At 61.2% G+C, this 25,737-nt stretch carries 25 protein-coding genes and 1 tRNA gene; 3 read left to right on the top strand and 23 right to left on the bottom strand.

What is annotated here, in order from left to right; translation table 11 throughout:
• Nucleotides 1-1,198 precede the first annotated feature (1,198 nt).
• Both DW180_RS09530 and DW180_RS09525 read left to right on the top strand, forming a co-directional pair.
• Entirely contained in the window at nucleotides 1,199-2,887 is a 1,689-nt protein-coding gene (locus DW180_RS09530) for an ABC transporter ATP-binding protein (protein WP_158570980.1), read from the top strand.
• 1 nt (nucleotide 2,888) lies between these two features.
• Nucleotides 2,889-3,317, top strand: a complete 429-nt coding sequence (locus tag DW180_RS09525) for a hypothetical protein (protein WP_117758888.1) — start codon at nucleotides 2,889-2,891, stop codon at nucleotides 3,315-3,317.
• A 450-nt stretch (nucleotides 3,318-3,767) separates the two neighbouring features.
• Here the strand turns inward: DW180_RS09525 and DW180_RS09520 are convergent, their stop codons facing one another.
• From DW180_RS09520 to DW180_RS09505, 4 genes are all read right to left on the bottom strand, one after another.
• Complete coding sequence (locus tag DW180_RS09520; protein WP_118238480.1) at nucleotides 3,768-4,007, bottom strand: hypothetical protein; 240 nt, start codon at nucleotides 4,005-4,007, stop codon at nucleotides 3,768-3,770.
• Between the two features lie 448 nt (nucleotides 4,008-4,455).
• Nucleotides 4,456-4,617, bottom strand: coding sequence for a hypothetical protein (locus DW180_RS10300; protein WP_158561630.1), 162 nt, complete (start codon nucleotides 4,615-4,617; stop codon nucleotides 4,456-4,458).
• A gap of 362 nt (nucleotides 4,618-4,979) precedes the next feature.
• Entirely contained in the window at nucleotides 4,980-6,398 is a 1,419-nt protein-coding gene (locus DW180_RS09510) for a hypothetical protein (protein WP_117758887.1), read from the bottom strand.
• A 2-nt stretch (nucleotides 6,399-6,400) separates the two neighbouring features.
• Nucleotides 6,401-6,649: a hypothetical protein gene (locus tag DW180_RS09505; RefSeq protein WP_117716125.1), complete on the bottom strand. Its 249-nt coding sequence runs from the start codon at nucleotides 6,647-6,649 to the stop codon at nucleotides 6,401-6,403.
• Nucleotides 6,650-7,027: 378 nt separating this feature from the next.
• Between DW180_RS09505 and DW180_RS09500 the strand changes: the two genes are divergently transcribed.
• Complete coding sequence (locus DW180_RS09500) at nucleotides 7,028-7,849, top strand: DUF6273 domain-containing protein (RefSeq protein WP_147338932.1); 822 nt, start codon at nucleotides 7,028-7,030, stop codon at nucleotides 7,847-7,849.
• A 534-nt stretch (nucleotides 7,850-8,383) separates the two neighbouring features.
• On the opposite strand, the gene DW180_RS09495 is transcribed toward DW180_RS09500, so the two are convergent.
• From DW180_RS09495 to DW180_RS09405, 19 genes are all read right to left on the bottom strand, one after another.
• A tRNA-Pro gene (locus DW180_RS09495) sits at nucleotides 8,384-8,460 on the bottom strand.
• 80 nt (nucleotides 8,461-8,540) lie between these two features.
• Nucleotides 8,541-9,755 (bottom strand): bifunctional phosphopantothenoylcysteine decarboxylase/phosphopantothenate--cysteine ligase CoaBC, encoded by a 1,215-nt coding sequence (gene coaBC / locus DW180_RS09490; protein WP_233539813.1) that lies wholly within the window; start codon nucleotides 9,753-9,755, stop codon nucleotides 8,541-8,543.
• Nucleotides 9,756-9,757: 2 nt separating this feature from the next.
• Nucleotides 9,758-10,477, bottom strand: a complete 720-nt coding sequence (locus DW180_RS09485; RefSeq protein WP_118238479.1) for a zinc ribbon domain-containing protein — start codon at nucleotides 10,475-10,477, stop codon at nucleotides 9,758-9,760.
• A complete protein-coding gene (locus tag DW180_RS09480; RefSeq protein WP_118238478.1) occupies nucleotides 10,474-11,283 on the bottom strand; it encodes a Nif3-like dinuclear metal center hexameric protein in 810 nt (269 codons plus the stop codon). Before DW180_RS09480 ends, DW180_RS09485 begins: the two co-directional genes overlap by 4 nt.
• Nucleotides 11,280-12,458 (bottom strand): cysteine desulfurase family protein, encoded by a 1,179-nt coding sequence (locus DW180_RS09475; protein WP_117636026.1) that lies wholly within the window; start codon nucleotides 12,456-12,458, stop codon nucleotides 11,280-11,282. Before DW180_RS09475 ends, DW180_RS09480 begins: the two co-directional genes overlap by 4 nt.
• A 6-nt stretch (nucleotides 12,459-12,464) precedes the next feature.
• Nucleotides 12,465-13,136 carry a ribulose-phosphate 3-epimerase gene (gene rpe / locus DW180_RS09470; protein ID WP_118238477.1) on the bottom strand — a complete coding sequence of 224 codons (672 nt, stop codon included), beginning with the start codon at nucleotides 13,134-13,136 and terminating at the stop codon, nucleotides 12,465-12,467.
• 18 nt (nucleotides 13,137-13,154) lie between these two features.
• A complete protein-coding gene (locus DW180_RS09465) occupies nucleotides 13,155-14,162 on the bottom strand; it encodes an NAD(P)H-dependent glycerol-3-phosphate dehydrogenase (RefSeq protein WP_118238476.1) in 1,008 nt (335 codons plus the stop codon).
• A 9-nt stretch (nucleotides 14,163-14,171) separates the two neighbouring features.
• Nucleotides 14,172-14,855 (bottom strand): glycerol-3-phosphate 1-O-acyltransferase PlsY, encoded by a 684-nt coding sequence (gene plsY / locus DW180_RS09460; protein WP_118238475.1) that lies wholly within the window; start codon nucleotides 14,853-14,855, stop codon nucleotides 14,172-14,174.
• Nucleotides 14,848-16,182: a ribosome biogenesis GTPase Der gene (gene der, locus DW180_RS09455; protein WP_118238474.1), complete on the bottom strand. Its 1,335-nt coding sequence runs from the start codon at nucleotides 16,180-16,182 to the stop codon at nucleotides 14,848-14,850. The genes plsY and der overlap by 8 nt, the downstream gene beginning before the upstream one ends.
• 10 nt (nucleotides 16,183-16,192) lie before the next feature.
• Nucleotides 16,193-17,635, bottom strand: coding sequence for a DUF512 domain-containing protein (locus tag DW180_RS09450; RefSeq protein WP_118238473.1), 1,443 nt, complete (start codon nucleotides 17,633-17,635; stop codon nucleotides 16,193-16,195).
• A 2-nt stretch (nucleotides 17,636-17,637) separates the two neighbouring features.
• Nucleotides 17,638-18,537: a 4-hydroxy-3-methylbut-2-enyl diphosphate reductase gene (locus DW180_RS09445; RefSeq protein WP_118238472.1), complete on the bottom strand. Its 900-nt coding sequence runs from the start codon at nucleotides 18,535-18,537 to the stop codon at nucleotides 17,638-17,640.
• 2 nt (nucleotides 18,538-18,539) lie between these two features.
• Nucleotides 18,540-19,268, bottom strand: coding sequence for a lysophospholipid acyltransferase family protein (locus DW180_RS09440; protein WP_117636033.1), 729 nt, complete (start codon nucleotides 19,266-19,268; stop codon nucleotides 18,540-18,542).
• Between the two features lie 3 nt (nucleotides 19,269-19,271).
• The gene (gene cmk, locus DW180_RS09435; protein WP_117636034.1) at nucleotides 19,272-19,958 is read right to left on the bottom strand and encodes a (d)CMP kinase; all 687 of its coding nucleotides are present in this window, start codon (nucleotides 19,956-19,958) and stop codon (nucleotides 19,272-19,274) included.
• 66 nt (nucleotides 19,959-20,024) lie between these two features.
• Nucleotides 20,025-20,996 (bottom strand): pseudouridine synthase, encoded by a 972-nt coding sequence (locus DW180_RS09430; protein WP_118238471.1) that lies wholly within the window; start codon nucleotides 20,994-20,996, stop codon nucleotides 20,025-20,027.
• Complete coding sequence (gene scpB / locus DW180_RS09425; RefSeq protein WP_117636036.1) at nucleotides 20,983-21,702, bottom strand: SMC-Scp complex subunit ScpB; 720 nt, start codon at nucleotides 21,700-21,702, stop codon at nucleotides 20,983-20,985. The genes DW180_RS09430 and scpB overlap by 14 nt, the downstream gene beginning before the upstream one ends.
• Nucleotides 21,703-21,713: 11 nt before the next feature.
• Nucleotides 21,714-22,526, bottom strand: a complete 813-nt coding sequence (locus DW180_RS09420; RefSeq protein WP_118238470.1) for a ScpA family protein — start codon at nucleotides 22,524-22,526, stop codon at nucleotides 21,714-21,716.
• An 84-nt stretch (nucleotides 22,527-22,610) separates the two neighbouring features.
• Nucleotides 22,611-23,294 (bottom strand): site-2 protease family protein, encoded by a 684-nt coding sequence (locus tag DW180_RS09415; RefSeq protein ID WP_118238469.1) that lies wholly within the window; start codon nucleotides 23,292-23,294, stop codon nucleotides 22,611-22,613.
• Nucleotides 23,295-23,303: 9 nt separating this feature from the next.
• The gene (locus DW180_RS09410) at nucleotides 23,304-23,600 is read right to left on the bottom strand and encodes a hypothetical protein (protein WP_164473297.1); all 297 of its coding nucleotides are present in this window, start codon (nucleotides 23,598-23,600) and stop codon (nucleotides 23,304-23,306) included.
• Nucleotides 23,587-25,617, bottom strand: a complete 2,031-nt coding sequence (locus DW180_RS09405) for an ABC-F family ATP-binding cassette domain-containing protein (protein WP_118238468.1) — start codon at nucleotides 25,615-25,617, stop codon at nucleotides 23,587-23,589. The genes DW180_RS09410 and DW180_RS09405 overlap by 14 nt, the downstream gene beginning before the upstream one ends.
• Nucleotides 25,618-25,737 lie beyond the last annotated feature (120 nt).

The following is a 25,737-nucleotide window of genomic DNA, read 5'->3' as shown; positions in this document are numbered from 1 at the left end:
ATGGCCTATTTGCTCAATGTGTTCGGCTGAGATCGGAAATCAACCCCAAAAATTGGTACACGGATTTACCTGCGATGTTCATGCTTGGTCAAAAGCCTATCAAGCGATATATCCATTATTTTAATGCGCGCGCCTGAGCTTTTGACTGAAGTGGCAGTCCGACCGCCGGCAGGCGGCCACGCTATATCCAAAGGCCACGCCTACTCCCCGTGCCCGGCTACGTCGACGACCCAGTGCTGCCCGTCGAGTTCCTGCCGCAGAGCTACATCAGGGACGTCTTATTGGGGGACGACCACATGGAACCCCGGGAGATCAAGCTGTACGGCTGATCCATCCGTCAACAACATGTCAAAGCCCCAAAACCCAACAGGATCGCGAACGAGGGGATGAATTGACCGCCCGGGTATTTGCGCCAGGGCGGTCAATTTTATCAACCATGGGTGCGATTCTGTGAGGCCATTTTTCTGGCATCCGCCGTTTGCTCCGGTCTCAACGCACCCATCGACCGTTCAGTAATCTTTGCGAACGCGACCACGTGCGCATTTGTCGAACAATCAAATGTCCGACAATGTCTGACGGAGCTGTCAGATATTCACGCACGAACAGGCGAGCTTCGCGAGCGATTGTAGGCAACTAGTAGCCCCAGCTGCGTCTTTGGCGCAGGTTCGACGTCTGACATCTTGAATGTCTAACGTTGAACGAAGCTGGTTGATAACAAGCAGGTGGAATAAACATGGAGCCCGACACCTCTCGCGCAATCGGCGCGCGGTAAGGGTCTGGCCCATCTCATATGTTGCCAACGCTAACGGTGAACCTGAGCGCCCGGGCACATTCTTTGTTGGCTGAAACCGGCATAGCAACTAGTGGAAGGCATCATCGAAGGAGTGTGCTGGAAAGCACCCGTCTCCTTAACTGTTAGAAATGCAGGTTAATAATCTATGTGGCCAATGTGATACCGTTGAACCTGTATATCGATACCGCTCAGCCATTCGCCTCGCCCCCGTCGCACGTATCTTCATCCGGTCTGTTACTTTTAATCTAACAATTCTTTGAGGAACGTAGGTGCTTCCAAATGTACTGTCGACTTCTTCTCAAACTGATCCTAAGAGACAAGGCCGCATGGATTTGTACGCTCGTTCTCGCTGCAGCCTTTTCCGTCCCCATTGCGTTCAATTCACCCATCTACGGGCCCTTCTTTATGAAGCAGGGCATGCAGAGCTTTGTCGACGCATTCAATACGCGCGCGCCCCAGGCCAGCGGCACAGACCTATCGCCAGAGCAGCAAGCTGACGCGGAGCTTGCAAGATACGCGAACGCCGCCCTTGCCGCTCAAACCGACGCCGCCTTTCTCGATTCTGCCGAGAGCTACTACGCGCTCATGGGCGAAGGCTTCCAATCCGGGTCCATCGTGGGAGACCGAGAGACCAATGACGCGGACCTCGCGTATTGCCGTGCCCTGAGCAGTTCCGGCATCACGGATATCCCGGCCTCCGCAAACGACCTGCCATTCCTTTCCTTCCTGCCTTACGCCATTGCCACGGTGCCGTCTTTCCTTCCCTTCATCCCCTTCCTTCTCTCGTCGATACTCGTGCTCGGCGCCACAAGGCCTGCGACCCTGGCGGCGAAGGCGCCCGTGCCCAAATTCCGGCGCCTTATCCAGATCGTGTTTTCGATAATCGCCGCGGGGACCGCGATGCTCCTCGCCGGCCTCGCACCCGGGGGCATTTACGCCTTGGCCCTAAACGGCTTCGGGCAAATTGGGTACCCGATCGCCTTCTTCCATGACGGCGCGCTTACCACCACGACCGCGGGAAACGTCTTCACAGCCCTGCTTCTCGCGCTGCTTGCGGGCGGAACCTTGATATCCGTTTGCTCCGCCGTCCTATCGACCGCAACGAGGCGCGTCCTCGCGGGCCCCCTTACCTCCGCGCTGCTTGTCGCGGCCCCGGCATTCCCGTTACTGTCCGATTCGGCACTGGAGCATAGCGCCGCGCTCAATCTCCTGCCGCTGGCCGTATTCTCGCCTATCGAGGCAACGGGTTACGTAGGATGCTTCCCGACAGAATTCATTGGCTCCGGTTCAGGCAGCGCATCGATGCTTGCCGTGGCCCTGGCATACGTCGCGGTCTTTTTTGCGGTCGGCGCCGTTGCGACACGTTCGCCCAAACAGTCTGGACCCGCGAGAAAGCACCATGGGCTCGAGCTTCTGGACGCGAGCGTGGGATACGGAAGCACGACGATACTTTCAATCGGATCGCTTTTCTTGAGCCCGGGAACGGCGGCGGGCCTCGTTGCTCCCAACGGCTCGGGGAAAACCACCCTTCTTGAAGCGCTGTCGGGCCAATTTCCCACCCGCATCCGCTCGGGAAGCCTGGCGGCAGACGGAATCTGCCAACGTCGATCAGCCGAATTTGCAGAACTCGTCTACCTGAGCTCTTCGGGCAGCGCGGATCTCTACCCCACGCTATCGGCCATCGAGCACCTTGCTTTCGTTAGGGAGGCGTGGAAATCGGCCGCCGACATCGACTCGCTCTGCGACTCCCTCGGAATCTCCTCATATCTCGACAAGCCGACCCGTAAACTCTCGACAGGAATGAAGCAGCAGGTAAAGCTTGCCATGGCGATATCGACCGATTGCCCGTACCTTATCCTCGATGAACCGCTGAACGGCCTCGATCCGGGAAAGCGGAAAACCTCCTGCGACGCGATGCGCAGCGAGGTGGCGCGGGGACGAAGCGTGCTCATTTCAAGCCATCTGCTCGACGACCTGGCAGACCTCACCAACTCGTTCTACTTCATCGAGGCCGGCACGCTCGTGGAAAAGATCAAGTCGTCCTCGCAGACGCTCAAGCAGGAATACCTCGATACATACGAGCGAGGTGAATGACATGATAGGCAAGAGCTATGCAAAGATAGCGATTGTTGGCTCTGTACTTTGTCTTGCAATGGTTCTATGTGCATCATTTGCGAGGTATAGGTCCGAGCAATCGTTTATCGATGGCGCTGAGAACGGTTTTGGCATAGACGGGATGTATGTCAACGATGGCGCGACCAGGCCGTCTATGGCGATTCTTGCAGGCGAAGACATGGAATGGCAAATCTGTAATGGCGATGGCTCTTGTCTGAGTGGTCGTTTGGCCGCAACGAGCGATCCGAATTCGTTCGATCTTCTCGACGATGATGGAGCGGATTGCGGTTCTGTTCACCTTTCATATGCATCGCGAGACGGGATGGACGGCATTCTCTACGTCTCCCACGAAACTGGCGATTTCAAGATGCGCAGGACTAACCGGGTGCCGGCTTTTATCGAGGAGTGAGAGTTCCCGGCGGCCTGCCGATCAGGCCGCCGGGCTATCGAGCCCCGCATTCATCCGTACACGCACGGATGAATGCGGGAAGTGTCCGGATAAAGTTGATAATCAAGGAAACAAAGCCGTTCTGCCTGGGACGGCTTTGGCCTGGACTTTAACTACAACATCGCAATCGACACTTATCAGCTCGCGCAACGCGCATGGCCAAATCTCGGACGCTGGTGCATGGAGGACCTTCGAGATTTACTGGACATCCAAAACGACGACGCACACCGCGTGCTCGCCGACAGCGAAGACGAGATGGCTGTCTACAATGCGATCAGAAACGGTGTGAAGTCCGGAGAGCTTTCTGTGGAACCGCCGCGCCGTCGCGCGAGCCGACCGGGCAACCCGGGCAATCTGGTCCCGGCTCTCCCGGTCGTATTCCTACGATATCGCCCCTAGATCACCAATGTGTCAGATAAAGAATGAGGCAATGGCTATGATCACGCCTACGGCAGATACAACGACTGCGCCTTTTTTCCTCTCCTTTAGTCCGACGAATAGGGTTGCCGTAAAGTAAAGGGCGGAAATGCAGGCTATGGCAAGCGAAACGAGTTCCTTGGGCGGTTTCAGCAAGAGGTCGCTAGCAAAGAGTAATGCAAGCAGGGCAAAGCCGATTGTGGTCAAGTATCTCGATTGATTTTGCGACAACATGGCAACTTCCTTTCAGAACATGCAAGTGAAAAGTCGGTACGATGTCATTGCGGTTGCAAAAAAGCCGCCGCTAGGACCGGTTGTCACGAGACCGGCGATAACTTCAGCGGTGCCAGCAAGCTAGAGATCGCGCAGGCAAGCCTCCTCCTTCGTGTTCAGCGTGACCTTGTGAGGGACGGTGCGGTTATTTGCAGATCCGTGAGAATCGCACCACGCCTTGGAATATGAATCCGTGCAGCGCCCGCGCTCAAAAAAAGGGATATATCGTACTTTTCGTCGTAGTTGTCTCCGACGTAGATCTCGCTGCTCTCGGCGGGAGATCCCTCGTCGGCATGGGCTGCCGCAACGGGCACAAATGGTGTCATGACAAGGGAGAGGCAAAGAGCTGCTGAGACGATGGAGGGCAGGCATTTCTTCATGGCTGGCTCCTTAATCTGGCCTTTGATAGTTACTTGATGTCGCCTCCTTCCGCTTTATATCCGTTGTATTTGGCGTATTTCTTTAATAAGGCAAGAGGTTCTTCCTCTCCTTCGGATAAGCCGATGATGTTTCCTTGATCATCCAGTATGAATACGGACGGAATATGCTCAAGTTCATATTCGTCATACACGGTATTATCTTAATCTATGTATATGGGAAAGTCTCCTTCATGGACCGAGGCTTCGTTTTGAAACGGGATACCGCTTCGATTCGTTCCGGACGCGGATGTGGACGTAACTGGTCTCGGTGCCAAGTGCGATTTCAGTGACGTATATGACTAAACGGGAATGTTTGAGCAGTGCCGGAGTCTTCATCTGGATTGTTCCGACTGAAACGTCAGCCCGAATACACTGCATGGCAACTCCAACAAGAATGCCCCCGGCGTAATCCTTCCCAAGGCACGGCAATAGCCAAGTTCAAGTGAACGCATAAAGGTGGCTCCCGATGGTTCGGAAGCCACCTTCACAATTTAACCGATGGAAAAATCGATTGCTAATTCAATTTGACCCAGATGGCTGGGCGAACTCCGAGAGTCGAATCCTGCGTGCTGCCGAGGTCGCCGCAGGAGATGCCACCTTCTTCGTCAATGTAACTAGTCAAGGGTTGACCGGCGTAGTAGGCCCCATATGAATCGTCTTCGCATTTCTCTATATCGGAAGCCCACCATGCCTCGGGGACGTCCGTGCCGGCTAGAGTCGCGTACATATTATCCTCGCTAAGGTAATCGCTCCAGGAGTCTAGAATCGTTACGTCGCCTGCTAAAATCCCGCGCTCGGCATCGTTGAAGGCGTATTCTATGAAGGGTCCGTTCAGATACCTATACAGCGAGCTTGACTTGAAGTCCCATACGTCTCCATTCTCGTTGAATTCCATCTCATCGATGCAATGCTCGGTCATGAGGAGAGCCCTGTCGCCCTCCTTGTGGAGGACTATCCATTCAATCGGTTGGCCCTCGATATCCTTTCCTGTATAAGCCGAGAGCTCGCCCGAATATGTTCCCAGTTCGACGGTCTGCTCAATCGCGACGCTTTCGATTTTCTCCTGCTCCGCCTTCATGTCCGCCCTTGCTTCGAGCATGGACGGCAGGGGCGAGATGGCGACCATGACGGCAAGCAGGACGATGCCCGCGACAGCCGCGACGGCTATTTTCTTCCTCCTTTTGGAGAGGTTCGCAATCTTCGCGCCGGCCTCTCTTGCCTTCTCGCCCGAGTCCCCGTATCCCTGCTCGGCCAGCCTCTCGAGGCTTTCCTTTGCGGCCTCAGCTTCCTTCCTGTTGCCCTTCTCGAGTATCGCGACGCTCGTCTTGTAGACCCTGTCCCTTCTGGATTCATCCAGGAACGCGGCATCTTCCAGATCCGCCAGTTTCTCGCGCACGGCGCCGCAGTTCCAGCAGGTTCCGCGCTTGAGGTTCACCGCCCCGCAGCCGCACTGCCACCATCCCTCGTGCTCGGAATGGACACCCGAGCATTTGCAGGCATCGGCGCCCATCTCGGAGAGCAGGACATCGCGTTCCGACTCCTCGATTCCGTTGAGCGCGAGTGGCGCGGGGTTATCGATGTCGACCGGGTCGTCGAAGGACGTCTCGCAGTCCGCTCGGGTCACAACGGCACGCGAGCCGGTGATAACAGACAGCTTGATTCTCACCGCCTTGGGCCTGAGCACCTCGCCGGCGGGCAGGTCGGCATCTAGGAGCGAGAAGTCGACGTTCTCCGTCTCCCCTCCCTCGCCCTCGAGCCCGACCGTGAACTCTATGCGGCTGATGGGTTTCGTCGATACGTTGACGATCTTTGTCTGGAGGAAGCAAGCTCCCGTCTCGGTGTCCCTGGAGACCTGGACGGCCAGTACCCTGACGGGGCAGAGTTCCTGCCAGGAGGGGTTGGCGTCGCGGTAGACGATCTTGTACTTTGACATGTCTACACCTCGGGCAGGGCGTCTTCATCCGTTTTTGCGCTGGGCGCCGGCGCAGCTCGGTCTGGCAGTGCGCAGACGATCAGGCCGACCATGAGCGCCGTGCCGAAAAGGCCGATGAACCAGAGGATTCCCGCGTCATTGGTGTAATGCCCCTTGGCCCTGGCAATCTTAACGAGCTCCGCCACGCCGCAGATGTTGGCGGCGATCGCCAGGAGAGGCAGGAAGAAGATTATCAGCTCCATAGTTCTCATTTTCGGTCCTTTCTTCTCGGCCGCCAGCTTCGACACCGGCGGTCATCCGTCACTTCCGATAACACCAATTCTACTGTCCTCACCTGCGAATTTGTTGAGCAACAAATTCGATTGAGTGAGCGGTTGATTGCGCCGCGAAGGCGTTTAGTTAATTACGTTTGCCGCTGCGGCAAGACCGATGCAGAAATCTGAAATAGCCCTACGCTCGGCGATGTATCTACAAACCCTGAGCGAAGGGAGCCGCAAATGCATGCAGCGGCAATTAACCTTCGGGGGGGGGTATCTCCTAGGAGAACCCGCCTCCAAGGCCAATCTATCATCGAGTACGTCCTGATCATCGCCATCATCGGCCTGGTGATCGTGTTCGCGGGACCCGGCGTGGCGGGGGCCATCCGCAACCAGTTCAACCTGGTCGGCAACACGGTGAGCAATGGGACGACCGGCGGGGTCGAGGGCGGCGCAACCGGCGGCGGCTCTGCGGGAGCCGATTCCGCGACCGTCCAGGCGGCTGTCGCCAAGGACGCGAAGGACTGGACGCTCGACGAGCAGGAGGCCGTGGCCGAGGACATCGCCGCCAAGGGCGAGGCGTCGCCGGCGTACGCAAAGGCGAAGGCCGCGATGGACGCGGGGACGAAGTTCTCGATGAAGTTGACGAACGGCAAGACGCTCGAGTATCGCATCATCGGTATCAACCACGATGACCTCGGGGACGGCTCCGGTAAGGCTGGGCTCACGTTCGAGGTAACCAACACTGCCATGGACGAGCAGCGAATGAACGCCACGAGCACCAATGCCGGCGGCTGGGAGAAATCGGAGATCCGCGGCCGCCTCAATTCCGGTGACCTCTGGTCGCTCCTACCGATCGAACTCCAGTCCAAGGCGAAGGCCGTCACGAAGATGACCGATAACAAGGGTGGTGGCAGTGCCAGCGCCCCATCGGCCACGACCGATAAAGTCTTCCTGCTCTCGATGACCGAGATCTACGGAGACCGCCAGACCGACGGTACCCAGTACGAGTACTACAAATCCAAGGGCGTGACGTACTCGAACCATTCAGGGGTGTCGTCGAGCTTTTATCACTGGACGCGCTCCGTGGATCCGAGCGGCTCCGCGTACTTCCGCTGTATCTATAGCAACGGTAACTATAACGACTACGGCGCGACGTACTCGTATTGCATATGCCTCGCCTGGTGTTTTTAACCTGTCTTCTAGCTTGTCTTCTAGTTTGTCTAGTGAAAGGCCCGTGCAATCCTGCGCGGGCCTTTCTTTTGGCGATTACTTGAACAATTTGAGGTTCATGGTACAAAGGTAGTCGGTTCGAGGAAAAAGGGGTCGTACTGCGCCTCTCAGAGCGCCTGCCGCACTTCACCTCTATTACCTCTGCGGCGCCCTCGTATAGGGCCCATCCCGCTTGCCGTTTCGTTGCAACCGCTCACTTGTCCACCGGTCAAGTGAACTACTGGAATAAATACAGCGACACGCTTGTCCGTTACAGTCGCTATATCTGTGTAAATCGCCGCGATAAATACAGCCCGTACTCGGCTGTATACCAGCTACGCGTATGTAGATTCATATCGCGTTAATAAATCGGCTCAAGCGCGTGCAAAACGCGCAAGTAGCCGCAAAAGGCGAATATCGCGTAGGTAGATTTTTAGCACCCTGTTGCTTAATCAAAATTAAGCAATTGCTTAGAACAAAAAAGGTCAGGCACTAGGTGCCTGACCTGCAAACTTCTGGTCGGGACGACTGGATTCGAACCAGCGACCCCTTGACCCCCAGTCAAGTGCGCTACCAAGCTGCGCCACGTCCCGAAGCTTTTATTTGTTGCTCTGCTCTCGCTCGCAACAGGGAGTATAATAACCCGAAACTTTGGACTTGTGCAAGAACTTTTTTAATTATTTTTGAGCAAGTCCAAAATTGTATCTGCGAGCTGGGGTTTTGTTAGCACGGGAAGTTCCTGCGTCCCTGCTGTGCTCACGATCCAAGCCTTATTGGTATCAGTTCCAAAGCCCGAATCGGCGCGCGAAACATCGTTGGCGATGATCGCATCGCAGCCCTTGCGGGCCAATTTACGCTCAGCGTACTCCACAACGTTATCGGTCTCGGCTGCAAAGCCAATCACGCACCGCTCTCCCTTTTGGCGCGAGAGCTCAGCCAAAATATCGACCGTCTCGACCAGTTCGATGCGATCCAGACGCTCGTTGGCCTTTTTGAGCTTATGGTCGGCAGGGGCTGCGGGCGTGTAGTCAGCGACGGCAGCCGCACAAATGGCCGCATCGGCCGTCTGGAAGGCGCTGAGCGCTGCCTGCAGCATCTCTGCGGCGGTTTGCACGCGTACGCACTCCACGCCGTGGGGAACATCGAGCGACGTCGGTCCCAGCACGAGCGTGACCGCAGCACCGCGGCGAGCAGCCTCCCCTGCCAGGGCGATACCCATCTTGCCCGAAGAGCGGTTGCCAATGAAGCGCACCGGGTCGATCGGCTCATGCGTGGGGCCGGCGGTAATCACGATGCGCTTACCCGCCAGGTCCTGAGGCGCGGGGTTGAGCACCTCACAGACAGCCTCGACGATGTCCTCGGGCTCGCTCATGCGTCCCGTGTCCACGTCGCCGCAGGCAAGGTAGCCGCTGCCGGGTCCCACCACATGCACGCCGCGGTCGCGCAACGTGGCCATGTTGGCCTGCGTCGCCGGAGCCTTCCACATGCCGTTATTCATAGCGGGTGCGATCACGATGGGTCGCGGCGTGGCGAGCAGCGTGGTGGAGATGAGGTCGTCGGCGATGCCATTGGCCATCTTGGCGATGATATTGGCCGTCGCGGGCGCCACGACCACCAGGTCGGGTTCCTGCGCCAGCGAAATGTGATGGATGGGGTCGAAGGGATCGTCGAATAGGCCCACGGCAACGGGCTCGTTGGTGAGCGCACGGAAGGTGAGTGGGCCCACAAACTCCGTGGCATGCTCGCTCATAACAACCTTGACGCGCGCACCGCGCTTTTGCAGCAGGCGCACGATATTGCACGACTTATAGGCGGCGATCCCGCCGGTAATGCCCAGCAGGATCGTTTTTCCCTCAAGTTGCATTGAATTGTTGGATGCCGCCGTCATCGCTAGGCTTCCTCGCTCGGGAGTACCAGGAGGCGGTGGCAGTACGGGCAGTGCGTAATTGACCTACCGTCGTGGTTGAGGTCGTTCATGGACGAAGCCTGCAGCGCGGTGTGGCAGACCGTGGGGATGTTACCCTGGATGGTCTCGACGGCCAGGCCGCGGAACTGCTTGAGTAGACGCTCGTAGTCGGTGAGCACGTCGGCCGGCAGCGTAGCGGCAAGCGCGGTGCGCTCCTTAGTGGCGGCGTCAATCTGAGCCTGCAGGTCGGCAGCCTTGGCGCGGGCGGCCTTGGTATCGGCCTTCACGCCCTCCTCAAACTTGGCGATGATTGCCTGTGCGCGGGCCTCGCGGTCGAGCGCCTCCTTATGGGCGATAACGACATCCTTGCGGGTGTGCTCAATCTTGTCCAGACGCTTGGCCAGGGTGGCGAGTTCATTCTCCAGGTCCTGAACCTCGCGGTAGTCGGAGCCGTCGACGTGGCGCTTCTTGGCAGCCTCGATGGCGTTGTTGGTCTGAATCTCGGTGGTGTTGAGATCGCCCAGCTCAATGTCCAGGTCCTTGCGCTGGGCGTAGAGCTTGGTCATCTCGGACTTGAGTTTTACATAGGTCTTACGCTTTGATGCGAGCTCCTTGAGCTCCGGCATATTGGCAAGTTCGCTCTTGTTGCGGGCGAGCTCCAAATCGATCTGTTGCAGCTTGAGTAGCGTAGCGCCGGCGCTCATAAGTTCTCTCCTTTTGTCACAGTCCACCATTGGCAAGGGTTCAGTATTTTAATCGCATGACGGGGGTCCATCCCGGCGTCAACTGCAGAGTTCATCAAGATATCCACGAACGGCTCCTCAGAGCGGTCGTGGCCGAGCAAGATCACCGGCATTCCGCGCAAGGCAAGGTCTTGCGCCACGTGGTAGCCGGCCTCTCCGGTCACAATAACATCTGCGCCTGCGGCGATGGCAAGCTCACCAAAATCGCCGAGGGAACCGCCCAGAATGGCGACGGTGCGGCACGGGTGCTCGGCTTCGCCCCATACGCGCGGGTCGCTGCCATAGGCTGTGGCGGCACGGTTGGCGAGATCGCGCAGGCTGTAGACGTCGTGGAGGGTCGCGAGTGCGCCCAGACCGGTGAGCTCAGGCTCGCCCACATGCTCCAGCGAGCTCATGGGCTCAGCGCCCAGCAACTCACTCAGGCGAACGCGCACCTCGTGCGATCGGTCCAGGTTGGTGTGAAGCGAGATGATGCTCACGCCGCAACGAGCTGCCTCGTACAACACAGCGCTGCATTGGGGACGCGATATATCCGCCGGGCAAAACGCCTCGGGCGCCTTGATATAAATGGGATGATGCGTCAGCAGCACGTTGGCGCCGGCCTCGAGAGCACGGTGCACGTTGGCCTCGGTAGCGTCAAGTGCACAGGCAACACCGGTGATCTCAGCGGCGGGATCTCCCACAGATAAACCAACATGATCCCAACCCTCGGCGTCCGTCTTGGGATAGCGTGCCAGCAGGGCGCGCTCAAGGTCGGCGACGATCATGCGGCACCCACGATCGACAGCAGCGTCTGGGCAAAGTTGTCCAGGTCGGAAGGGTTCACGCGGTCATCAAACGAGATGCGCAGTGCGCCCAGCGCCTGCTCGCGACCAATGCCCATGGCGCTGAGCACGTGGCTCGGGTCCATGCTGCCGCTCGAGCAAGCTGATCCGGCCGATACCTCAAACCCGGCGGCATCGAGCTTGATGATGAGCTCTTCGGAGTCCATGCCGTCAACGTAGATTGAAACCATGCCTGGCAGACGATCTGCCTGCGCGTAGTCGCCCATCGTGGCGTGAATGCGAGGATGGGCCGTAAGCGTGGCATAGAGATTATCGGACAGGGCCTGCAGTGTCGCTCGCTCCTGGGCCACGTGGGGCGCCAGCGTGTGGGCGGCAGCGGCAAAAGCCAGCTGCGTGCGCAGATCCTGCGTACCGGCGCGACGTCCTGCTTCCTGTCCACCGCCAAAGATGCGCGGACGCAGCGGCGTGCGGTTCTTAAGGTAGAGCGCACCGGATGCCACGGGGCCGCCAATCTTGTGCGCGGCAACGGTCATGGCATCGACGCCCAGCTCGGTGACATCGAGCGGAATATGCAAGTAGCCCTGGATGGCATCGGTGTGAAACAAGGCACCGGCAGCATGTGCGGCGGCGGCCAGCTCGCGGATAGGCTGCACCACGCCGCTCTCGTTGTTGGCGACCATAATGCTCACGAGCGCCACGTCGTCGCCGAGCAGCTCGACAAGCGTGGCGGGCTCAATGTAGCCCGCGCGGCAGGGCTGCACCAGGTCGACGGTAAAGCCGGCGGCACGCAGCAGCGGCAGGTTGTCCAGAATCGAATCGTGCTCGATGGCCGAAACGATTACACGATCGCGCTTGCGATCGCGCTGACGAGCGCCCTCGGCAAGACCGAGCAGCGCCAGCTGGTTGGCTTCGGTGCCGCCGTTGGTCAGTACAATCTCGGACGGGCGGACGCGCGCGCCAAAGCTGCGGGCGATCTCGCGACGTGCAACCTCCAGACGCGCGGCAGCCTTGCGGCCGAGCGAATGCAGCGAGTTGGGGTTGACGCCGGCAAGCTCGCTGTCGTCGTACTCGCGCTGCGCAAGGAGCGCCTCGGCGCGCATGGGCGTCGAGGCGGCATAGTCAAGATTCACGGGTATGCGGTTTTGACCTGCGGTCATAAGGGTTTATGCCTCCTGTGCGGCCTCGTTGCCCAGCTTCTGCAGCAGGGCAACCTCGGCAGCGGGATCTTCGGACTTAAATACGGCAGAACCGGCCACGAGCACGTTAGCGCCGGCCTTGACGACCTCGGCAATGTTCTTGGGAGAAATGCCACCGTCGACCTCGATGAGGGGCGAAACGCCGTGACGCTCGCACATGGCCTTGAGCTCGTGAAGCTTTGCGATGGTGCCCGGGATAAAGCTCTGGCCGCCAAAGCCCGGGTTCACACTCATGAGCAGCACCATATCGACGACGTCGATGATGCTCTCGAGCACGCACACGGGGGTGGCGGGGTTGAGCACCACGCCGGCCTTGACGCCGCGCTGCTGCAGATGCGTGAGCGTGCGGTGCAGGTGCGTGGAAGCCTCGTAGTGCACGGTGATCATGTCGGCACCGGCGTCGGCGTACCAATCGACCGTCTCGTCGGGGTTCGTCACCATGAGGTGCGCGTCGACCGGTACATCGGTGGAGCGCTTGACGGCCTTAAGGATGTCAACGCCAAAGGTGAGGTTGCCGGTAAAGTGACCGTCCATAACGTCGAAGTGCACGTAGTCGGCACCGGCGATCTTGTCGAGTTCGCCCTTGAGGTTGGCCATGTCGGCCGAAAGGACAGACGGAGCGATTTTGATGGAACCCATGGTAGAAGCCTTTCTGCGCTAGTCGGTGAGTCCGTAGAACTCTTGAGAAGGGACGCGATCGGTAAGAATCTCGAGCGCCCTATCCAAAGTAACACCGTTGTAGAGCGTTTGCTCCACGGCAAAGGTGAGCGGAATGTCTACGCTCAGTGAACGGGCAAGCTCACTGACGCTGCGGGCCGCGACGGCGCCCTCGACCACCATATGCGTACGTGCCTGGTACTCGTCGAGCGAGACGCCGTGGGCAAACTCGTAGCCAAAGGTGCGGTTGCGCGAATGCTCGGAGGTGCAGGTGGCAATGAGGTCACCCATGCCGGCAAGACCCATGCAGGTCATGGCTTGACCGCCGCGGGCGTGCACCAGACGGCTGATCTCGGCCAGGCCGCGCGTCATGATAAGGGCAAGCGTGTTGTCGCCCGCGCCCGAGCCGGCGGAGATGCCGCATACGATGGCGATGACGTTTTTCATGGCGCCGCAAACCTCGACGCCGGTCATATCCTGCGACAGGTAGATGCGGAAGGCCGTGGACAGCAGCAGCTCCTTAAAGGTCTCCCCTACCTGCGTATCTTTGCTGGCGATGACGGCGGCAGAGAGCCCACCGCGGCAAATCTCCTCGGCATGGTTGGGGCCCGAGAGGGCCGCCACACGCCGCTCGTTGCCGATCTCGCTGGCAATGACCTCGCTCATGAGCAGGCCAGACTCGGGCTCAATGCCCTTGGTGAGGCAGAGCACCGGGGTGTCGGTGGCGATACAAGGTGCCGCCTGATGGCATACGCTGCGCAGGTGCGTGGAGGGCACGGCAAAGATGATGGCCTCGACGCCGTCGAGCGCCTGGGCCAGATCCGTCGTGGCGACGACGTTTTCCGGCAGCACGTAATCCACCAGATACCGGGGGTTGCGATGCTCGCCGTTAATGCCGGCGGCCGTCTGTTCGCTATGGGCCCACATGGTCACGCGCTCGGCTCGCGCGGCGGCAAGGCCGGCGACGGCGGTTCCCCAGGAGCCGGAGCCAATCAGCGCAACATTCATGACTCTCCCCTACTTATCGTCGGGCTCGGTGACGCGCTTGGTAAACGAGAGCTTGGACTCCTTACCCGTCATGAGCTTTTTGATGTTCGCGCGATGGGCCCACACCACGGTGATGCCGATCATCGCCATGCAAAACTTAAGTCCCAGGCTGCCGTACGGAAAGACCGCGCAGACGGCGATGGGAAGACCGATGGCCGCGGCAAGCGAGCCTACCGACACAAACTTTGTGATGGCGACGGCCACGATAAACATGCCCAGCAGCGACAGGCCAATAGGCCAGTACCAAGCGAGGATGACGCCCAGACCAACCGCGATACCCTTGCCGCCATGGAAGTTGAGGTAGGGCGAGAAGATATGGCCCCACACGGCCGCCAGGCAGATGACGCCGAGCATCCAGTCGCCGGGAGCGCCGGGGGCCATAATGCTCACGGGGAAGCCATAGCCCACGCCCGCGATGAGCGGACGGGCGATAAGGACACAGATGGCGCCCTTAAGGCAGTCGAGCAACAGCGTGAGCGCGGCCACCTTAGGGCCGGCCACGCGCAGGGCGTTGGTGGTGCCGATGTTGCCGGAGCCCGCCTTGCGAATGTCGGTGTGGTTGAACACGCGGCCCAAGATCAGACCAAACGGAATCGCCCCGATAAAGAACGAGAGCACGGCGCAGATGGCGGTCAGCAGAATCGGATTATGCATCCTTTTGCTCCTTCTTCCTAAAGAAGAGTCGAATGGGCGTGCCGGCAAAGTCGAAGGTCGAGCGCATGCGGTTCTCTACGTAGCGCTGGTAGGTGTCGTTGACCAGGTCGCTATGGTTGACGAAGAACGTGAACGTCGGCGGGTTGACGCCCGTCTGGGTCACGTAGTGCATGCGCAGGCGGCGCTTGCCGTCCACCACGGTATGACCGAACTCGCGCAGGTCGGTAAGGAACGTGTTGAGGCGCGATGTGCTGATCTTTTGCGAGCGCGTCTTTTCGGCGGCGTCTACCATTGCCCAGATCTTCTCGACGCTGCGGCCGGTCAGGGCAGAGATGCGCAAGTACTGGGCCCAGGGAGCCATGACGCCCAGACGGCGGTCGATGGTCTCCATGCAGGCCTCGCGCTTACGGTCGTCGTCGAGCAGATCCCACTTGTTGAGCAGCACAACGATGGCGCAGCCGCGCTCGATGGCAAGAGCCATGACCTTCTGGTCCTGTTCGGTAACGCCCACGGAGGCGTCGACGACGAGCAGCGCCACGTCGGCGCGGTCGATGGCGCGCAGGCCGCGGACCATCGAGTAGTACTCGATGTTCTCGTACACGGTGCTCTTCTTGCGGATGCCCGCGGTGTCGACCATGCGGTAGTGCTTGCCGTTGCGCTCCACGACGGTGTCGATGGCGTCGCGCGTGGTGCCGGCAATGTTGGACACGATAGAGCGGTCGGCGCCCAGGATGCGGTTGAACAGCGAGGACTTGCCGGCGTTGGGGCGGCCGATGATGGCCACGTTCAGCGCATCGGGGAACTCATCGGCGACCTCGTCCTCTTCCTCCGGAAGCAGGGCCACGATATCGTCGAGCAGGTCGCCCGTGCCATGACCATGCAGGGCCGAGAGCGGCGTGGGCTCACCGATGCCGAGCGAATAGAACTCCCAGATGCTGTCGTTCTCGCGATCGGGGTTGTCGAGCTTGTTCACCAGCAGAAAGACCGGCTTGTCGCAGCGCTTGAGCATGCGGGCGACCGACTCGTCCTCCTCGGTGACGCCGGTGCGGCCGTCGACCACAAACAGGATGACGGCGGCTTCCTCGGCGGCGGCGAGGGCCTGGTCGCGGATGGACGTGGCAAAGACGTCGTCGCTCTTGAGCGGCTCGATACCGCCCGTGTCGACGATGGTGAACTCGCGGCCGTTCCAATCGGCCGTGTGGTATGAGCGGTCGCGCGTGACGCCGCGAGACTCGTGGACGATAGCGTCCGAGGTCTGGGCCAGGCGGTTAACGAGCGTGGACTTACCCACGTTGGGGCGTCCGACGACGGCGACGATAGGTTTCATCTGCTCTCCTTTAATGGGTAGGGTCAGCGGAATTAGTAGAGTCGGCAGGCACAATGCCAAGGATGTGCTCCAGGGTATCGAGCAGCTCATGCGGCATGGTCGACACCACATGAACCTCGGCGCCGCGACTGGTAAGGCTTGCGAGTAAATCGTCACGATGATACTCGTCAAGCGTCATGCCGTCAGCGTTGAACATGAGCTTAGGCACAAAGAGCATAACCCCCGACAGATCTTGGGGCAGCTGCTCCAGAATGTCACACGCGACGATGAGGCCGGTCACGTCCACGTTGCCGCCAAAGTAGCGGTTCTTGATGGCTGTGACGGTGCCGCCGAGACCATGCGGCGACTCCACAAAGCGTGCCACGGTGTCTCGCGCGCTGGCGCCGGAGAGGCACAGCAGGTTCTGGCTGCGGGCGGCGATGGCCTCGCGGACGCGGGCCAGTCGCTCGGCATCGGTAGCCAGCACGTCGTCGGTCTCGTCCAGATACGAGCGGATCATGCCGATGCCGTCGTAGTACTGCGGGTAACCGTCGTAAAAGTCCGCCTCGGGAGGATCGATGCCGGCGTCCAGATAGAACTCGTCGCTCATCTGGAAGGTGTGGCGGCCAAAGCGCTCGAAGGCACGGTCCTGGAAAGGCCGGATCATGGCAATGGTTTCGCGTGCGAGCTCGGGCTTGTCACTGTAGGACCAGCTAAAACGGTTCTGATGTTTGGTAAAGCCCAGCGGCACAATGCCCAGGCTGGTGATCTGCTCGTGCTCCTCGCAGTAACGCAGGGTCTTTTCCAGCTCCTCGCCGTCGTTCATACCGGGGCACAGCACGATCTGCGCGTGAATCTCGATGCCGGCGGCCATGATGGCCTCGAGTACGTCCATGCCGCGCTGGGCGTTGCGGCCCATCATGCGGCGGCGAACGTCGGGGCTCACGGCGTGGACCGACACGTTCATCGGACTCATGTTGCGATCGATAACGTTTTGCACGTCCTCGTCGGAAAGGTTCGTGAGCGTGACAAAGTTACCCTGCAAAACGCTCAGGCGGTAGTCGTCGTCGCGAATGTAGAGCGTGGAGCGACCGCCCTTGGGCAGCATGGTCATAAAGCAGAACACGCAGGCGTTGACGCAGGTGCGCATGCCGTCAAAGATGGGGCCGTCGAACTCAAGGCCCCAGTCCTCTCCCGGGAAGCGGTCGAGCTCCACGGGGGTGACAGTGCCGTCGCGCGGATCGAATACCTCCAGCTCGACGGTGTCGTCGTCTGCCTCCCAGAGCCATACGATCATGTCAGTGAGTTGCTCGCCGTTGACCGTGAGCACGCGCATGCCCGGCTCGATACCCACATCCCATGCGGGCGACTCGGGACGCACGTTCTTTACGAGCGCGCCCTCACCCGGCTCGGGGTCGCGGCTGCGCCCGTAATCGGCCACCTCGGCGGCGTATGCGGGTACGGTCTGGTCCATGATTAGCGGCAAAGCTCCTTGATACGCTCTACGGCGCGTTCGATGTGTTCTTGCGGGGTGGAGGCTCCGGCAGTGATGCCAATGTGGCGCGCGTTGGCAAACCACGCGGCCTGGAGCTCCGAAGCTTCCTCGATGTGATGCGTGTGCTCACAGGCATCAGCGCAGATCTGTGCCAGGCGACGCGTGTTGCCCGAATTTTTGCCGCCCACGACGACCATGCAGTCGCAGCGGTTGGCGAGGGTTGCGGCTGCCTGCTGGCGCTCGCTCGTGGCTGCGCAAATGGTGTTGATCACACGCAGTTCCTGCACGCGCGGGGTGATGGAGGCCACAACCTCGGCCAGGTTCTGCGCGGTCTGGGTGGTCTGCACAACCAGACCCACCTTGCCCTTGAGTGGCAGCGCGTCCGCATCGGCGGCACAGCTCACGACCTGTGCGTCATCACCAGCATGGCCAAGAATGCCCTCGACCTCGGGGTGACCCGGCTCTCCCACGACGATCACGCGGTAGCCCTCGCGCACCAGACGCTCGGCCGCCACGTGGACCTTCTTTACGTAGGGGCAGGTGGCGTCGACCACATCGAGGTCGCGCTCGCGAGCGGCATCGATGACCTGCGGCACCACGCCGTGCGCGCGGATGATCACGGTGCCCGACGCGGCGTCGTCCAAGGTCTCGGCCAGACCGACGCCTGACTCGGCGAGCTCGCGCACCACGATGGGGTTATGGATGAGCGGACCCAAGGTATGGACCTGATTGCACTCCCCTGCCTGCGGCGCAGCGGCCAGCGCCATATCGAGCGCACGCTGTACGCCGTAGCAAGTGCCGGCGTGGGCGGCGATCTCGATGTTAGGCGCGCCGTCCTGGTCGGACGTAGTCGCGGCTGTGTTCGTCACGTTCTCGCTCATGGCTAGAACCTGCCCGGATGCTCGGCGCACAACTCGTCGCGCATCTTATATACACGGTTCATGGCCTCGGACTCAAACCAGGCCAGGCGCTCCGTGCGCTTAAGCCCGGCCGGCGCGTCCGAAAGCGAGACGGCCTTGCCGGCACGAATCCAGCATTTTTTAGGACGCATGAGCTTTTTGCCCGCGGGCGTGATGTCGGACCAGCCGCAGATGGCGAGCGGGTTGACGGGCGCCTTGCCCATCTGGGCGATGAGCGCAAAACCGCCGTGGACCTCGGGCTTGATCTCGCGCGAGCGGATGCGCGTGCCCTCGGGGAAGATCAGGACGTCCTCGCCGCGCTGTAGCGCATGCTGGGCGGCGCGCAGGCACTTCATATCGGCAGTACCGCGCTCTACGGGGATGCCGCCCACGCGGCTAAAGGCCCAGCGTACAATCTTGCTCTTCGCGAACTCGGACTTAAAGATGGGGCGGATGCGGCGGCCGCCAAAGAACAGCGCCGTCTCCACGGCCAAGAGCTCGGCCATCGAGGTGTGGTTGCAGATGACCACGCTACCGCGACCTTCCTGGCGCTCAAACAGCAGGTCGGCGTCCTCGACCTTCCAGCGCCACATGAGCTTGGAGAAGGCCCATAGAATAGCCATGACCACCACGACGACGGCGCGGATGAGCGCAGGGAACTCGGCGTAGGGGGCGTTGTAGTAATCCTCGGGCGTCTGCTTAAACAGGCGCATGAGTTACCTCCTTTGGTTGATGAGGTCCTCGATAATGCGTACGACCTCGTCGATGGTGTGGGCGGTGGAGTCGACGTGCACGGCGTCCTCGGCGGGCACGAGCGGTGCGACCTCGCGGCTGCTGTCGAGTTTATCGCGCTGCTTGAGGGCGTCGAGGGTTTCGTCGACCTCGGCCTCGAGCTGCTCGGCAGTAAGCGGCTGGGCGTCGTTTTGGTGGCGCTGCAGCACGCGGCGGCGGGCGCGCTCACGCGGGTCGGCGGTCAGGAACACCTTGACCTGCGCGTTGGGAAATACGACGGTGCCGATGTCGCGACCCTCGGCCACGATATCGCGGTCCTCGGCGGCGCGGCGCTGGTGAATGAGCATGGCGGCGCGCACGCCCGGGTAGGCCGAGACCTTGGATACGTTGGCGTCGACCTGCGGGGTACGGATGGCGGCCGAAGCGTCCTGGCCGTCAATGGTCAGGCGCGTGTCCTCGCCGGTACCATTGGTAAAGCGAATCTCGATCTGCTCGGCGAGGGCGTCGATGGCCGCCTCGTCGTCCAGGTCGATACCGCGGTCGAGCGCGGCGAAGGTGACGGCGCGATACATGGCGCCCGTGTCGAGCTTGTTAAAGCCCAGCTGGCGGGCGATCTCCTTGGCGATGGTGGACTTGCCGGAACCGGCGGGGCCGTCGATGGCGACGATCATGCAATACTTCCTTTCGGTGGTTGACGTGCTGGTATGGTTCGCGGGCGTCGGGGCGCGGCGGATTGCTTAGCCCGTGTAGCGCTCGCGGTAGGTGTTGCGCTTGGGCGCGGAGCCGTGGCTGCCGTGGTGGCGCGTGCGGCTCGCGGTGTTGGTCGCCGGCGCGGTGCCGCGCTTGGATGCGGCCTGCTTGGGCGGGGTGCCGCCGGCCTTGAGGATCTGCACTTCGCGCTCGGTGAGCTCGCGCCACGAGCCCTTGGACACGTCCTTGAGTTCCAGGCCGGCGAAGTTGCAGCGATGCAGGCGAATCACCGGGTGGTGGATCTTGCTCAGCATGCGCTTGACCTGGTTCTTGCGGCCCTCGCGGATGATGACCTCCACGGCGGTGGTGCCGGGCTTTACACCCTGCGGAGCCACGGCCTCGGCTTCGCGCGCGTTGATGACGCGGCAGATCGCCGGCTGGCACAGGCCGTCGTCGAGCTCGATGCCGCGGCGGAGCGGTTCCAAGTCGCGATCGGTCAGGTGGCCGTCCACGAGCGCCTGGTAGGTCTTGTAGACGTGCTTGCTGGGGTGCAGCAGGTCTTGCGACAGGTCGCCGTCGGTGGTAAAGAGCAGAAGGCCCGTGGTGTCGCGGTCCAGGCGACCCACCGGAAAGAGCCCCGGAAAACGGTCGCGCGGGACCAGGTCGGCCACGCAAGGGCGCTCCTGGGGATCGCTCATGGTGGTGAGGTAGCCGGTCGGCTTGTAGAGCATTAGGTACACGGCACCCTGGTTGAGCTTGACAGGCATGCCGTCGACCTCGATATGGTCGCGGTCGACGTCGACCTTGGTCCCCAGCTCGGTTGCGACCTGGCCGTTGACGGTCACGCGGCCAGCGGTCATCAGGTCCTCCGAGCCGCGGCGGCTCGCCACGCCCGCGCGCGCCAAAAAGCGCTGCAGGCGCATGGTGTGCGGGTAGACGGGCTGGGTGCCGCCTGTGGGCGCCGTAGCGCCCGCGACGCGTGCGGTGCGCGTCTCCCCTGCTTCGTTAGTCCTCGTCATGCAAATCCTCCGAGGTGTCACCGGTGGGCAGAAGCTCTGCGTCATCGGTGTCCTCAACATCGGTATCGAGCAGTTCGCGCTCTTCGTCCAGGTCTTCGGCCTGCTCCTCAAGCGTGGACTGAATGCTGCGGCCGCTCAGACGCTCGCGGATAAACTGGCGCGACTGCTCGTCGGGGGCAAACTGTTCCAGATCGGGCAGGTCGCGAGTGGAGCGCAGGCCGAACTTTTCCAAGAAAGCGTTGGTCGTGCCGTAGATGATGGCCTGACCGCGCTCGGGGTCGCGACCGAGCTCGCGCACCAGACCCTTGTCCACGAGCGACGCGATGACGCCGTCGGAGTTGACGCCGCGGATGCCCTTGACCACCTCGCGCGTGACGGGCTGGTGGTAGGCGATGACGGCCAGGGTCTCGAGCGCCGCCTGCGACAGTTTTTGTGTGTCCCAGCTCAGCACGTAGGCCTCGACCACGTCGTGGTAGGCGGGGTGCGTAAACAGGCGCCAGCCACCAGCGACCTCGCGCAGCTGAAAGCCGCGATTGGCCTCCTCGTACTCAACCTTAAGCTCGGCCAACAGCGACGCGCACTCGCCGGGGGCAATATCCAGCGCACTTGCCAGCGCGGGTGCGCTCACGGGGTCGCTCGAGACCAGCAGCAGCGCCTCGAGGGCGCCTTTGAGGCTGTTTGCCTCCAGCGTTGAAAGGGTTGACATGGTTGCCGCTCCTATTCGGTGAGCTCGGGGTCCTCGCCGGGCACGTAAGCCTCGGCGCCCTCGACTCGGTTGATGCAGATGGTTCCAAAGATCTCGTCCTGGCTCAGCGTGAGCGAGCCGCGTTTGGCGAGCTCGAGCATGGCCAGGAAGGTGACGACGAGCTGCTCGGTGGTGGCGTCGCCGTCCAGCAGCTCGCGGAAGGTGCAGGTTTGGTGCGCCATGGTAAAGCGGTCGACCGAGGCCACCGTCAGGTCGAGCGGCACGCGATGCGGCGCCACGTGCTCGGCCTCCAGCAGGAAGGTCTGGCGCTTGCCGTCCAGGTCTGCGCAGATAACGGCCAGGCCGCGCAGGGTGATGCCGGCCAAGTAGTCGGGCATAAGGCCCAAAAACTCGGGGTCGGGGCCGGCCACGCGCGGATGCATGCGGCTCTCGGCCTGCATGCGCGCGCCAAGGGCCGCCGCCGCGCCTTTAAACTGCTTGTAGGCGATCAAGCGCTGGATCAGGACCTCGCGCAGGGCATCACCGTCGAGCGTGCTGAGCTCCTCGAGGTCTTCGTCGAACTCGTCATCGTCGTCATCGGCTTTGCGCGGGGCCTCCTGCGGCACCAGAGAGGCAGCCTTGATGTCCAAAAGGGTTGCCGCGACCAGCAAAAAGTCGCTCGCCACGTCCAGGTCCAGCGCCTCGATGCGCTCGGCCTCGGCCAGGTATTGCTCGGCCACCTCGCTGATCGAGATGGCGCCGATATCAACTTTTTGGCGGGTTACCAGCTGCAGCAGCAGGTCGAACGGTCCGCTGTAGACCTGCGTCGACACGCGATACGACATATTCGACCTCCTTTGACGGCGCCTTCGCGGCGCGGTTTGGGTGCATGTTACGACCGTTTTGCACGGTCGACCTATAAGTTTACCTTAGATGCCGGCGATTGCGAAGTTGAGCAGCTGCTCAGCAAGCGGATACACGGTAACGTCGAAATACCGGCCGATCACGTCGATGCCGGTCCACATAGGCAGCAGGTACAGCACCAGGATGAGGATGGGCATAGCGTATTGCTGCAGACGGTAATAGTTGTTGAGCGCCTTGCCCTTGAGGAAGGGCACGATGATCGACGAGCCATCGAGCGGCGGGATCGGGATGAGGTTAAAGAACGCGAGTGACAGGTTGACCACGATAAACGTGGCGCCGAAGTTCATGATTTGCGACGCTACGGCAAAGGATATGCTTGCATAGAGGTTGCCGTACGTTGCGTGCATGAGGGCGGACGCGAGGCACGCGAGGGCGATGTTCGACGCGGGGCCGGCCACGCTCACCAGGACCTCGTCGCGTTTGGGGTGCTTGAGGTTGTTGAGGTAGACGGGCACGGGCTTGGCGAAGGCGAACACGGGACCGCCGGCGGCAAGCATGAGCAGCGGCAGGATGATGGTGCCAAACAGGTCGATGTGGTTGAGCGGGTTGAGCGAGACGCGGCCGCGCGAACGGGCCGTCTTATCGCCGAGCGCCCAGGCCGCCGCGGCGTGTGCGCTCTCGTGGATCACGATGCCAACGATGACGGCGACGGCGCTCGCGAGCAGTTTCATGAGGTAGCTGCTGGACATGACGCTCCCCTAGCGGACGCGGCGCGAGGCGCGCGTGAGCAGGTAGTCGGCTACAAACAGAATTACGGCAACGATGGCATAATCCAGGCGGAACACGCCGCCAAAAGGCGATGTGATGACGCCGTAGCCGGCGATGGCGCTCGGAAGCGCGCGCGAAAGCTCAACGACAAAGCCCACGATCTGCAGCTTGGCGGTGAGGCCGCTAAAGCACAGCAGCACAGTCATCGCACTCATAAAAATGCCGCAGATGCGACAGGCGATGGCGATGATGCTCATCGCCACGGCAGCGGCCTTACGAGAGTTCACGCGCGGTCTCCTCTTCGATCTGGGTGGAAAGCTCCAGCCATTCGTCCTCGAGCTTGGGCAGCTCTTGCTTAAGGCCGTTATATTCCCCCAGCGCGGCGTTGAACTTGTCCTGATCGGCATAAAGCTCTTCGCTTGCCATCAATTCCATAAGCTCGTCATAGCGGGCGCGCTTTTTTTCGAGCTCGGCCTCGATCTTCTTGAGCTGGTTGCGCACGCCCTTGAGCTTTTTGTTGAGCGCGGCGCGAGCCTGGGCCTCGGCGCGCTTTTGCTCCTTGGTCTTTTTGCCCTCGGCCGGCTTGGGGGCGGCAGCGCTGGGCTGGGTGAAGCTGGTCGGCTTGGCTGCCTTGGTCGCGGCCGGTGTGCTCTCCGTGGACGCCTCGGCGGCGGCGCGGGCCGCAAGGTCCTCGCGCTTGTAGAGGTAGTAGTCGTAGTCGCCGTCGTAGACCGTTACCTTGCCATCGCGGATGTCGATGACGCGGTTGGCCACGGCGCGTACCAGGTGCTCGTCGTGGCTGATCAGCACGATAGTGCCGGGGAAGTTTTGCAGGGCGTTCTCGAGCATGTCCACCGAGTCGATGTCCAGGTGGTTGGTGGGCTCGTCCAGGCACAGGAGCGCCTCGGGGGCCACAAGCATCTTGGCCAGGGCCAGACGCGCCTTTTCACCTCCGGAGAGGACGCGAACCTGCTTCTCGATGGAGTCGTTGTCGCTAAACAGGAAGGCGCCCAGCAGACTGCGCTGCTGCGGCACGGTCCACTTGGGCGTGACGGTGTCGATCTCTTGCAGGACGGTGTTGGACTCGGTCATGCCCTCGAGCGCGTGCTGGGCGTAGTAGGCCACACCCACGTTGTTGCCCAGATCGCGGGTACCGGTAGTGGGCGGCTCCAGACCGGCGAGGATCTTCATGAGCGTGGACTTGCCGGCGCCGTTGGGGCCGACGAGCGCCACGTGCTCGCCGCGGTAGAGCTTGAGGTCGATGTCGCTGTAGATGTGCTTGTCGCCGTAGGACTTGGATACACCCTCCAGGCCCACGACCATGTCGCCGGAGCGCGGCGGGTCAGGGAACTTAAAGTCGATGTGCTTGTGGCCCTCGGGTAGGATGACGAGCTCCTTTTTGATCTGCTCGATCTTGCGGATGCGCTCCTGGGCCTGGGCTGCCTTGGTGGGCTTGTAGCGGAACTTGTCGACGAAGACCTGCATATGGGCAATGTCGCGCTCCTGGGCGGCGCGCTTGGCGCGCATCTGCTCCAGGTTGTCCTCGCGCTGCTTGAGGTAGCTGCTGTAGTTGCCGGTGTAGGTGGTCACACGACGGTTTTCGAGTGCGGCGACGTGGTCGACGCAGGCGTCCATGAAGGCGCGGTCGTGGCTGACGATGAGGACGGCGCCGTCGTAGTTGGCGATAAAGCCGCGCAGCCACTGGACGCTCTCGAGGTCCAGGTGGTTAGTGGGCTCGTCCAGAAGCAGCAAGTCGGGGTGGCGCAGGAAGAGCTTGGCCAGCGCGATGCGCATCTGCCAGCCGCCCGAGAACTCGGAGCACGGGCGCTCAAAGTCGGTGACTTTGAAGCCCAGGCCGGACAGGATCTTGCGGGCGTTGCTCTCGAGCTCGTAGCCGCCCAGGTGCTCAAAGCGGTCCTGGACCTGGCCGTACTCGTTGAGGAGCGCGTCGACGTCCTTGCCCTGCTCGGAGAGCTCGGTGATCTGGGCCTGCAGCTCGTTGGCGCGCTCGCCCATGCGGCGGATTTCCTTGGCGGCGGCCATGACCTCGGCGAGGATGGTGGTGTCCTTTTGCTCCAGATTAGTTTCCTGCTCTAGGTAGCCCACCTGGCAGTCCTTTGCGTACTGGACCTGGCCAGCGTCTGGGCTGTCGATGCCCATGATGATCTTGAGCATGGTGGTTTTGCCGGCGCCGTTTGGGCCCACGAGCGCGAAGCGCTCGCCGGGGTTGATCTGGAAGGACGCGCCGCTAAAGAGGACGCGCGCGCCGAAGCTTTTTTCGATCTTGTCGACCAGGAGGATCATGGTGCCGCCTTTGACCTTGTGTGCCTATATGAAAAAAGGCCCCAACTTGCGTTGGAGCCTCATTCAATGCTCGGGTGGAGACGAGGGGGATCGAACCCCTGACCTCTTGACTGCCAGTCA

It is taken from the genome of Collinsella sp. AM16-21 (assembly GCF_003471905.1).
GTDB lineage: Bacteria > Actinomycetota > Coriobacteriia > Coriobacteriales > Coriobacteriaceae > Collinsella.
This window is presented reverse-complemented; position numbering and strand designations above follow the sequence as displayed.

Bases quoted from the DNA above. Each gene is read 5' to 3' on its own strand.
- DW180_RS09510 (WP_117758887.1), bottom strand. From the start codon at position 6,398: ATGTCAAAGTACAAGATCGTCTACCGCGACGCCAACCCCTCCTGGCAG.
- DW180_RS09405 (WP_118238468.1), bottom strand. From the start codon at position 25,617: ATGATCCTCCTGGTCGACAAGATCGAAAAAAGCTTCGGCGCGCGCGTC.
- DW180_RS09525 (WP_117758888.1), top strand. From the start codon at position 2,889: ATGATAGGCAAGAGCTATGCAAAGATAGCGATTGTTGGCTCTGTACTT.
- coaBC (WP_233539813.1), bottom strand. From the start codon at position 9,755: ATGACGGCGGCATCCAACAATTCAATGCAACTTGAGGGAAAAACGATC.
- DW180_RS09415 (WP_118238469.1), bottom strand. From the start codon at position 23,294: ATGTCCAGCAGCTACCTCATGAAACTGCTCGCGAGCGCCGTCGCCGTC.
- DW180_RS09445 (WP_118238472.1), bottom strand. From the start codon at position 18,537: ATGAGCGAGAACGTGACGAACACAGCCGCGACTACGTCCGACCAGGAC.
- DW180_RS09485 (WP_118238479.1), bottom strand. From the start codon at position 10,477: ATGAGCGCCGGCGCTACGCTACTCAAGCTGCAACAGATCGATTTGGAG.
- DW180_RS09480 (WP_118238478.1), bottom strand. From the start codon at position 11,283: ATGATCGTCGCCGACCTTGAGCGCGCCCTGCTGGCACGCTATCCCAAG.
- rpe (WP_118238477.1), bottom strand. From the start codon at position 13,136: ATGGGTTCCATCAAAATCGCTCCGTCTGTCCTTTCGGCCGACATGGCC.
- DW180_RS09440 (WP_117636033.1), bottom strand. From the start codon at position 19,268: ATGCGCCTGTTTAAGCAGACGCCCGAGGATTACTACAACGCCCCCTAC.
- DW180_RS09475 (WP_117636026.1), bottom strand. From the start codon at position 12,458: ATGACCGCAGGTCAAAACCGCATACCCGTGAATCTTGACTATGCCGCC.
- cmk (WP_117636034.1), bottom strand. From the start codon at position 19,958: ATGATCGTCGCCATCGACGGCCCCGCCGGTTCCGGCAAGTCCACCATC.
- der (WP_118238474.1), bottom strand. From the start codon at position 16,182: ATGAAACCTATCGTCGCCGTCGTCGGACGCCCCAACGTGGGTAAGTCC.
- DW180_RS09530 (WP_158570980.1), top strand. From the start codon at position 1,199: ATGAAGCAGGGCATGCAGAGCTTTGTCGACGCATTCAATACGCGCGCG.
- DW180_RS09505 (WP_117716125.1), bottom strand. From the start codon at position 6,649: ATGAGAACTATGGAGCTGATAATCTTCTTCCTGCCTCTCCTGGCGATC.
- DW180_RS09520 (WP_118238480.1), bottom strand. From the start codon at position 4,007: ATGTTGTCGCAAAATCAATCGAGATACTTGACCACAATCGGCTTTGCC.
- DW180_RS09450 (WP_118238473.1), bottom strand. From the start codon at position 17,635: ATGGACCAGACCGTACCCGCATACGCCGCCGAGGTGGCCGATTACGGG.
- DW180_RS09430 (WP_118238471.1), bottom strand. From the start codon at position 20,996: ATGACGAGGACTAACGAAGCAGGGGAGACGCGCACCGCACGCGTCGCG.
- scpB (WP_117636036.1), bottom strand. From the start codon at position 21,702: ATGTCAACCCTTTCAACGCTGGAGGCAAACAGCCTCAAAGGCGCCCTC.
- DW180_RS09465 (WP_118238476.1), bottom strand. From the start codon at position 14,162: ATGAATGTTGCGCTGATTGGCTCCGGCTCCTGGGGAACCGCCGTCGCC.
- plsY (WP_118238475.1), bottom strand. From the start codon at position 14,855: ATGCATAATCCGATTCTGCTGACCGCCATCTGCGCCGTGCTCTCGTTC.
- DW180_RS09420 (WP_118238470.1), bottom strand. From the start codon at position 22,526: ATGTCGTATCGCGTGTCGACGCAGGTCTACAGCGGACCGTTCGACCTG.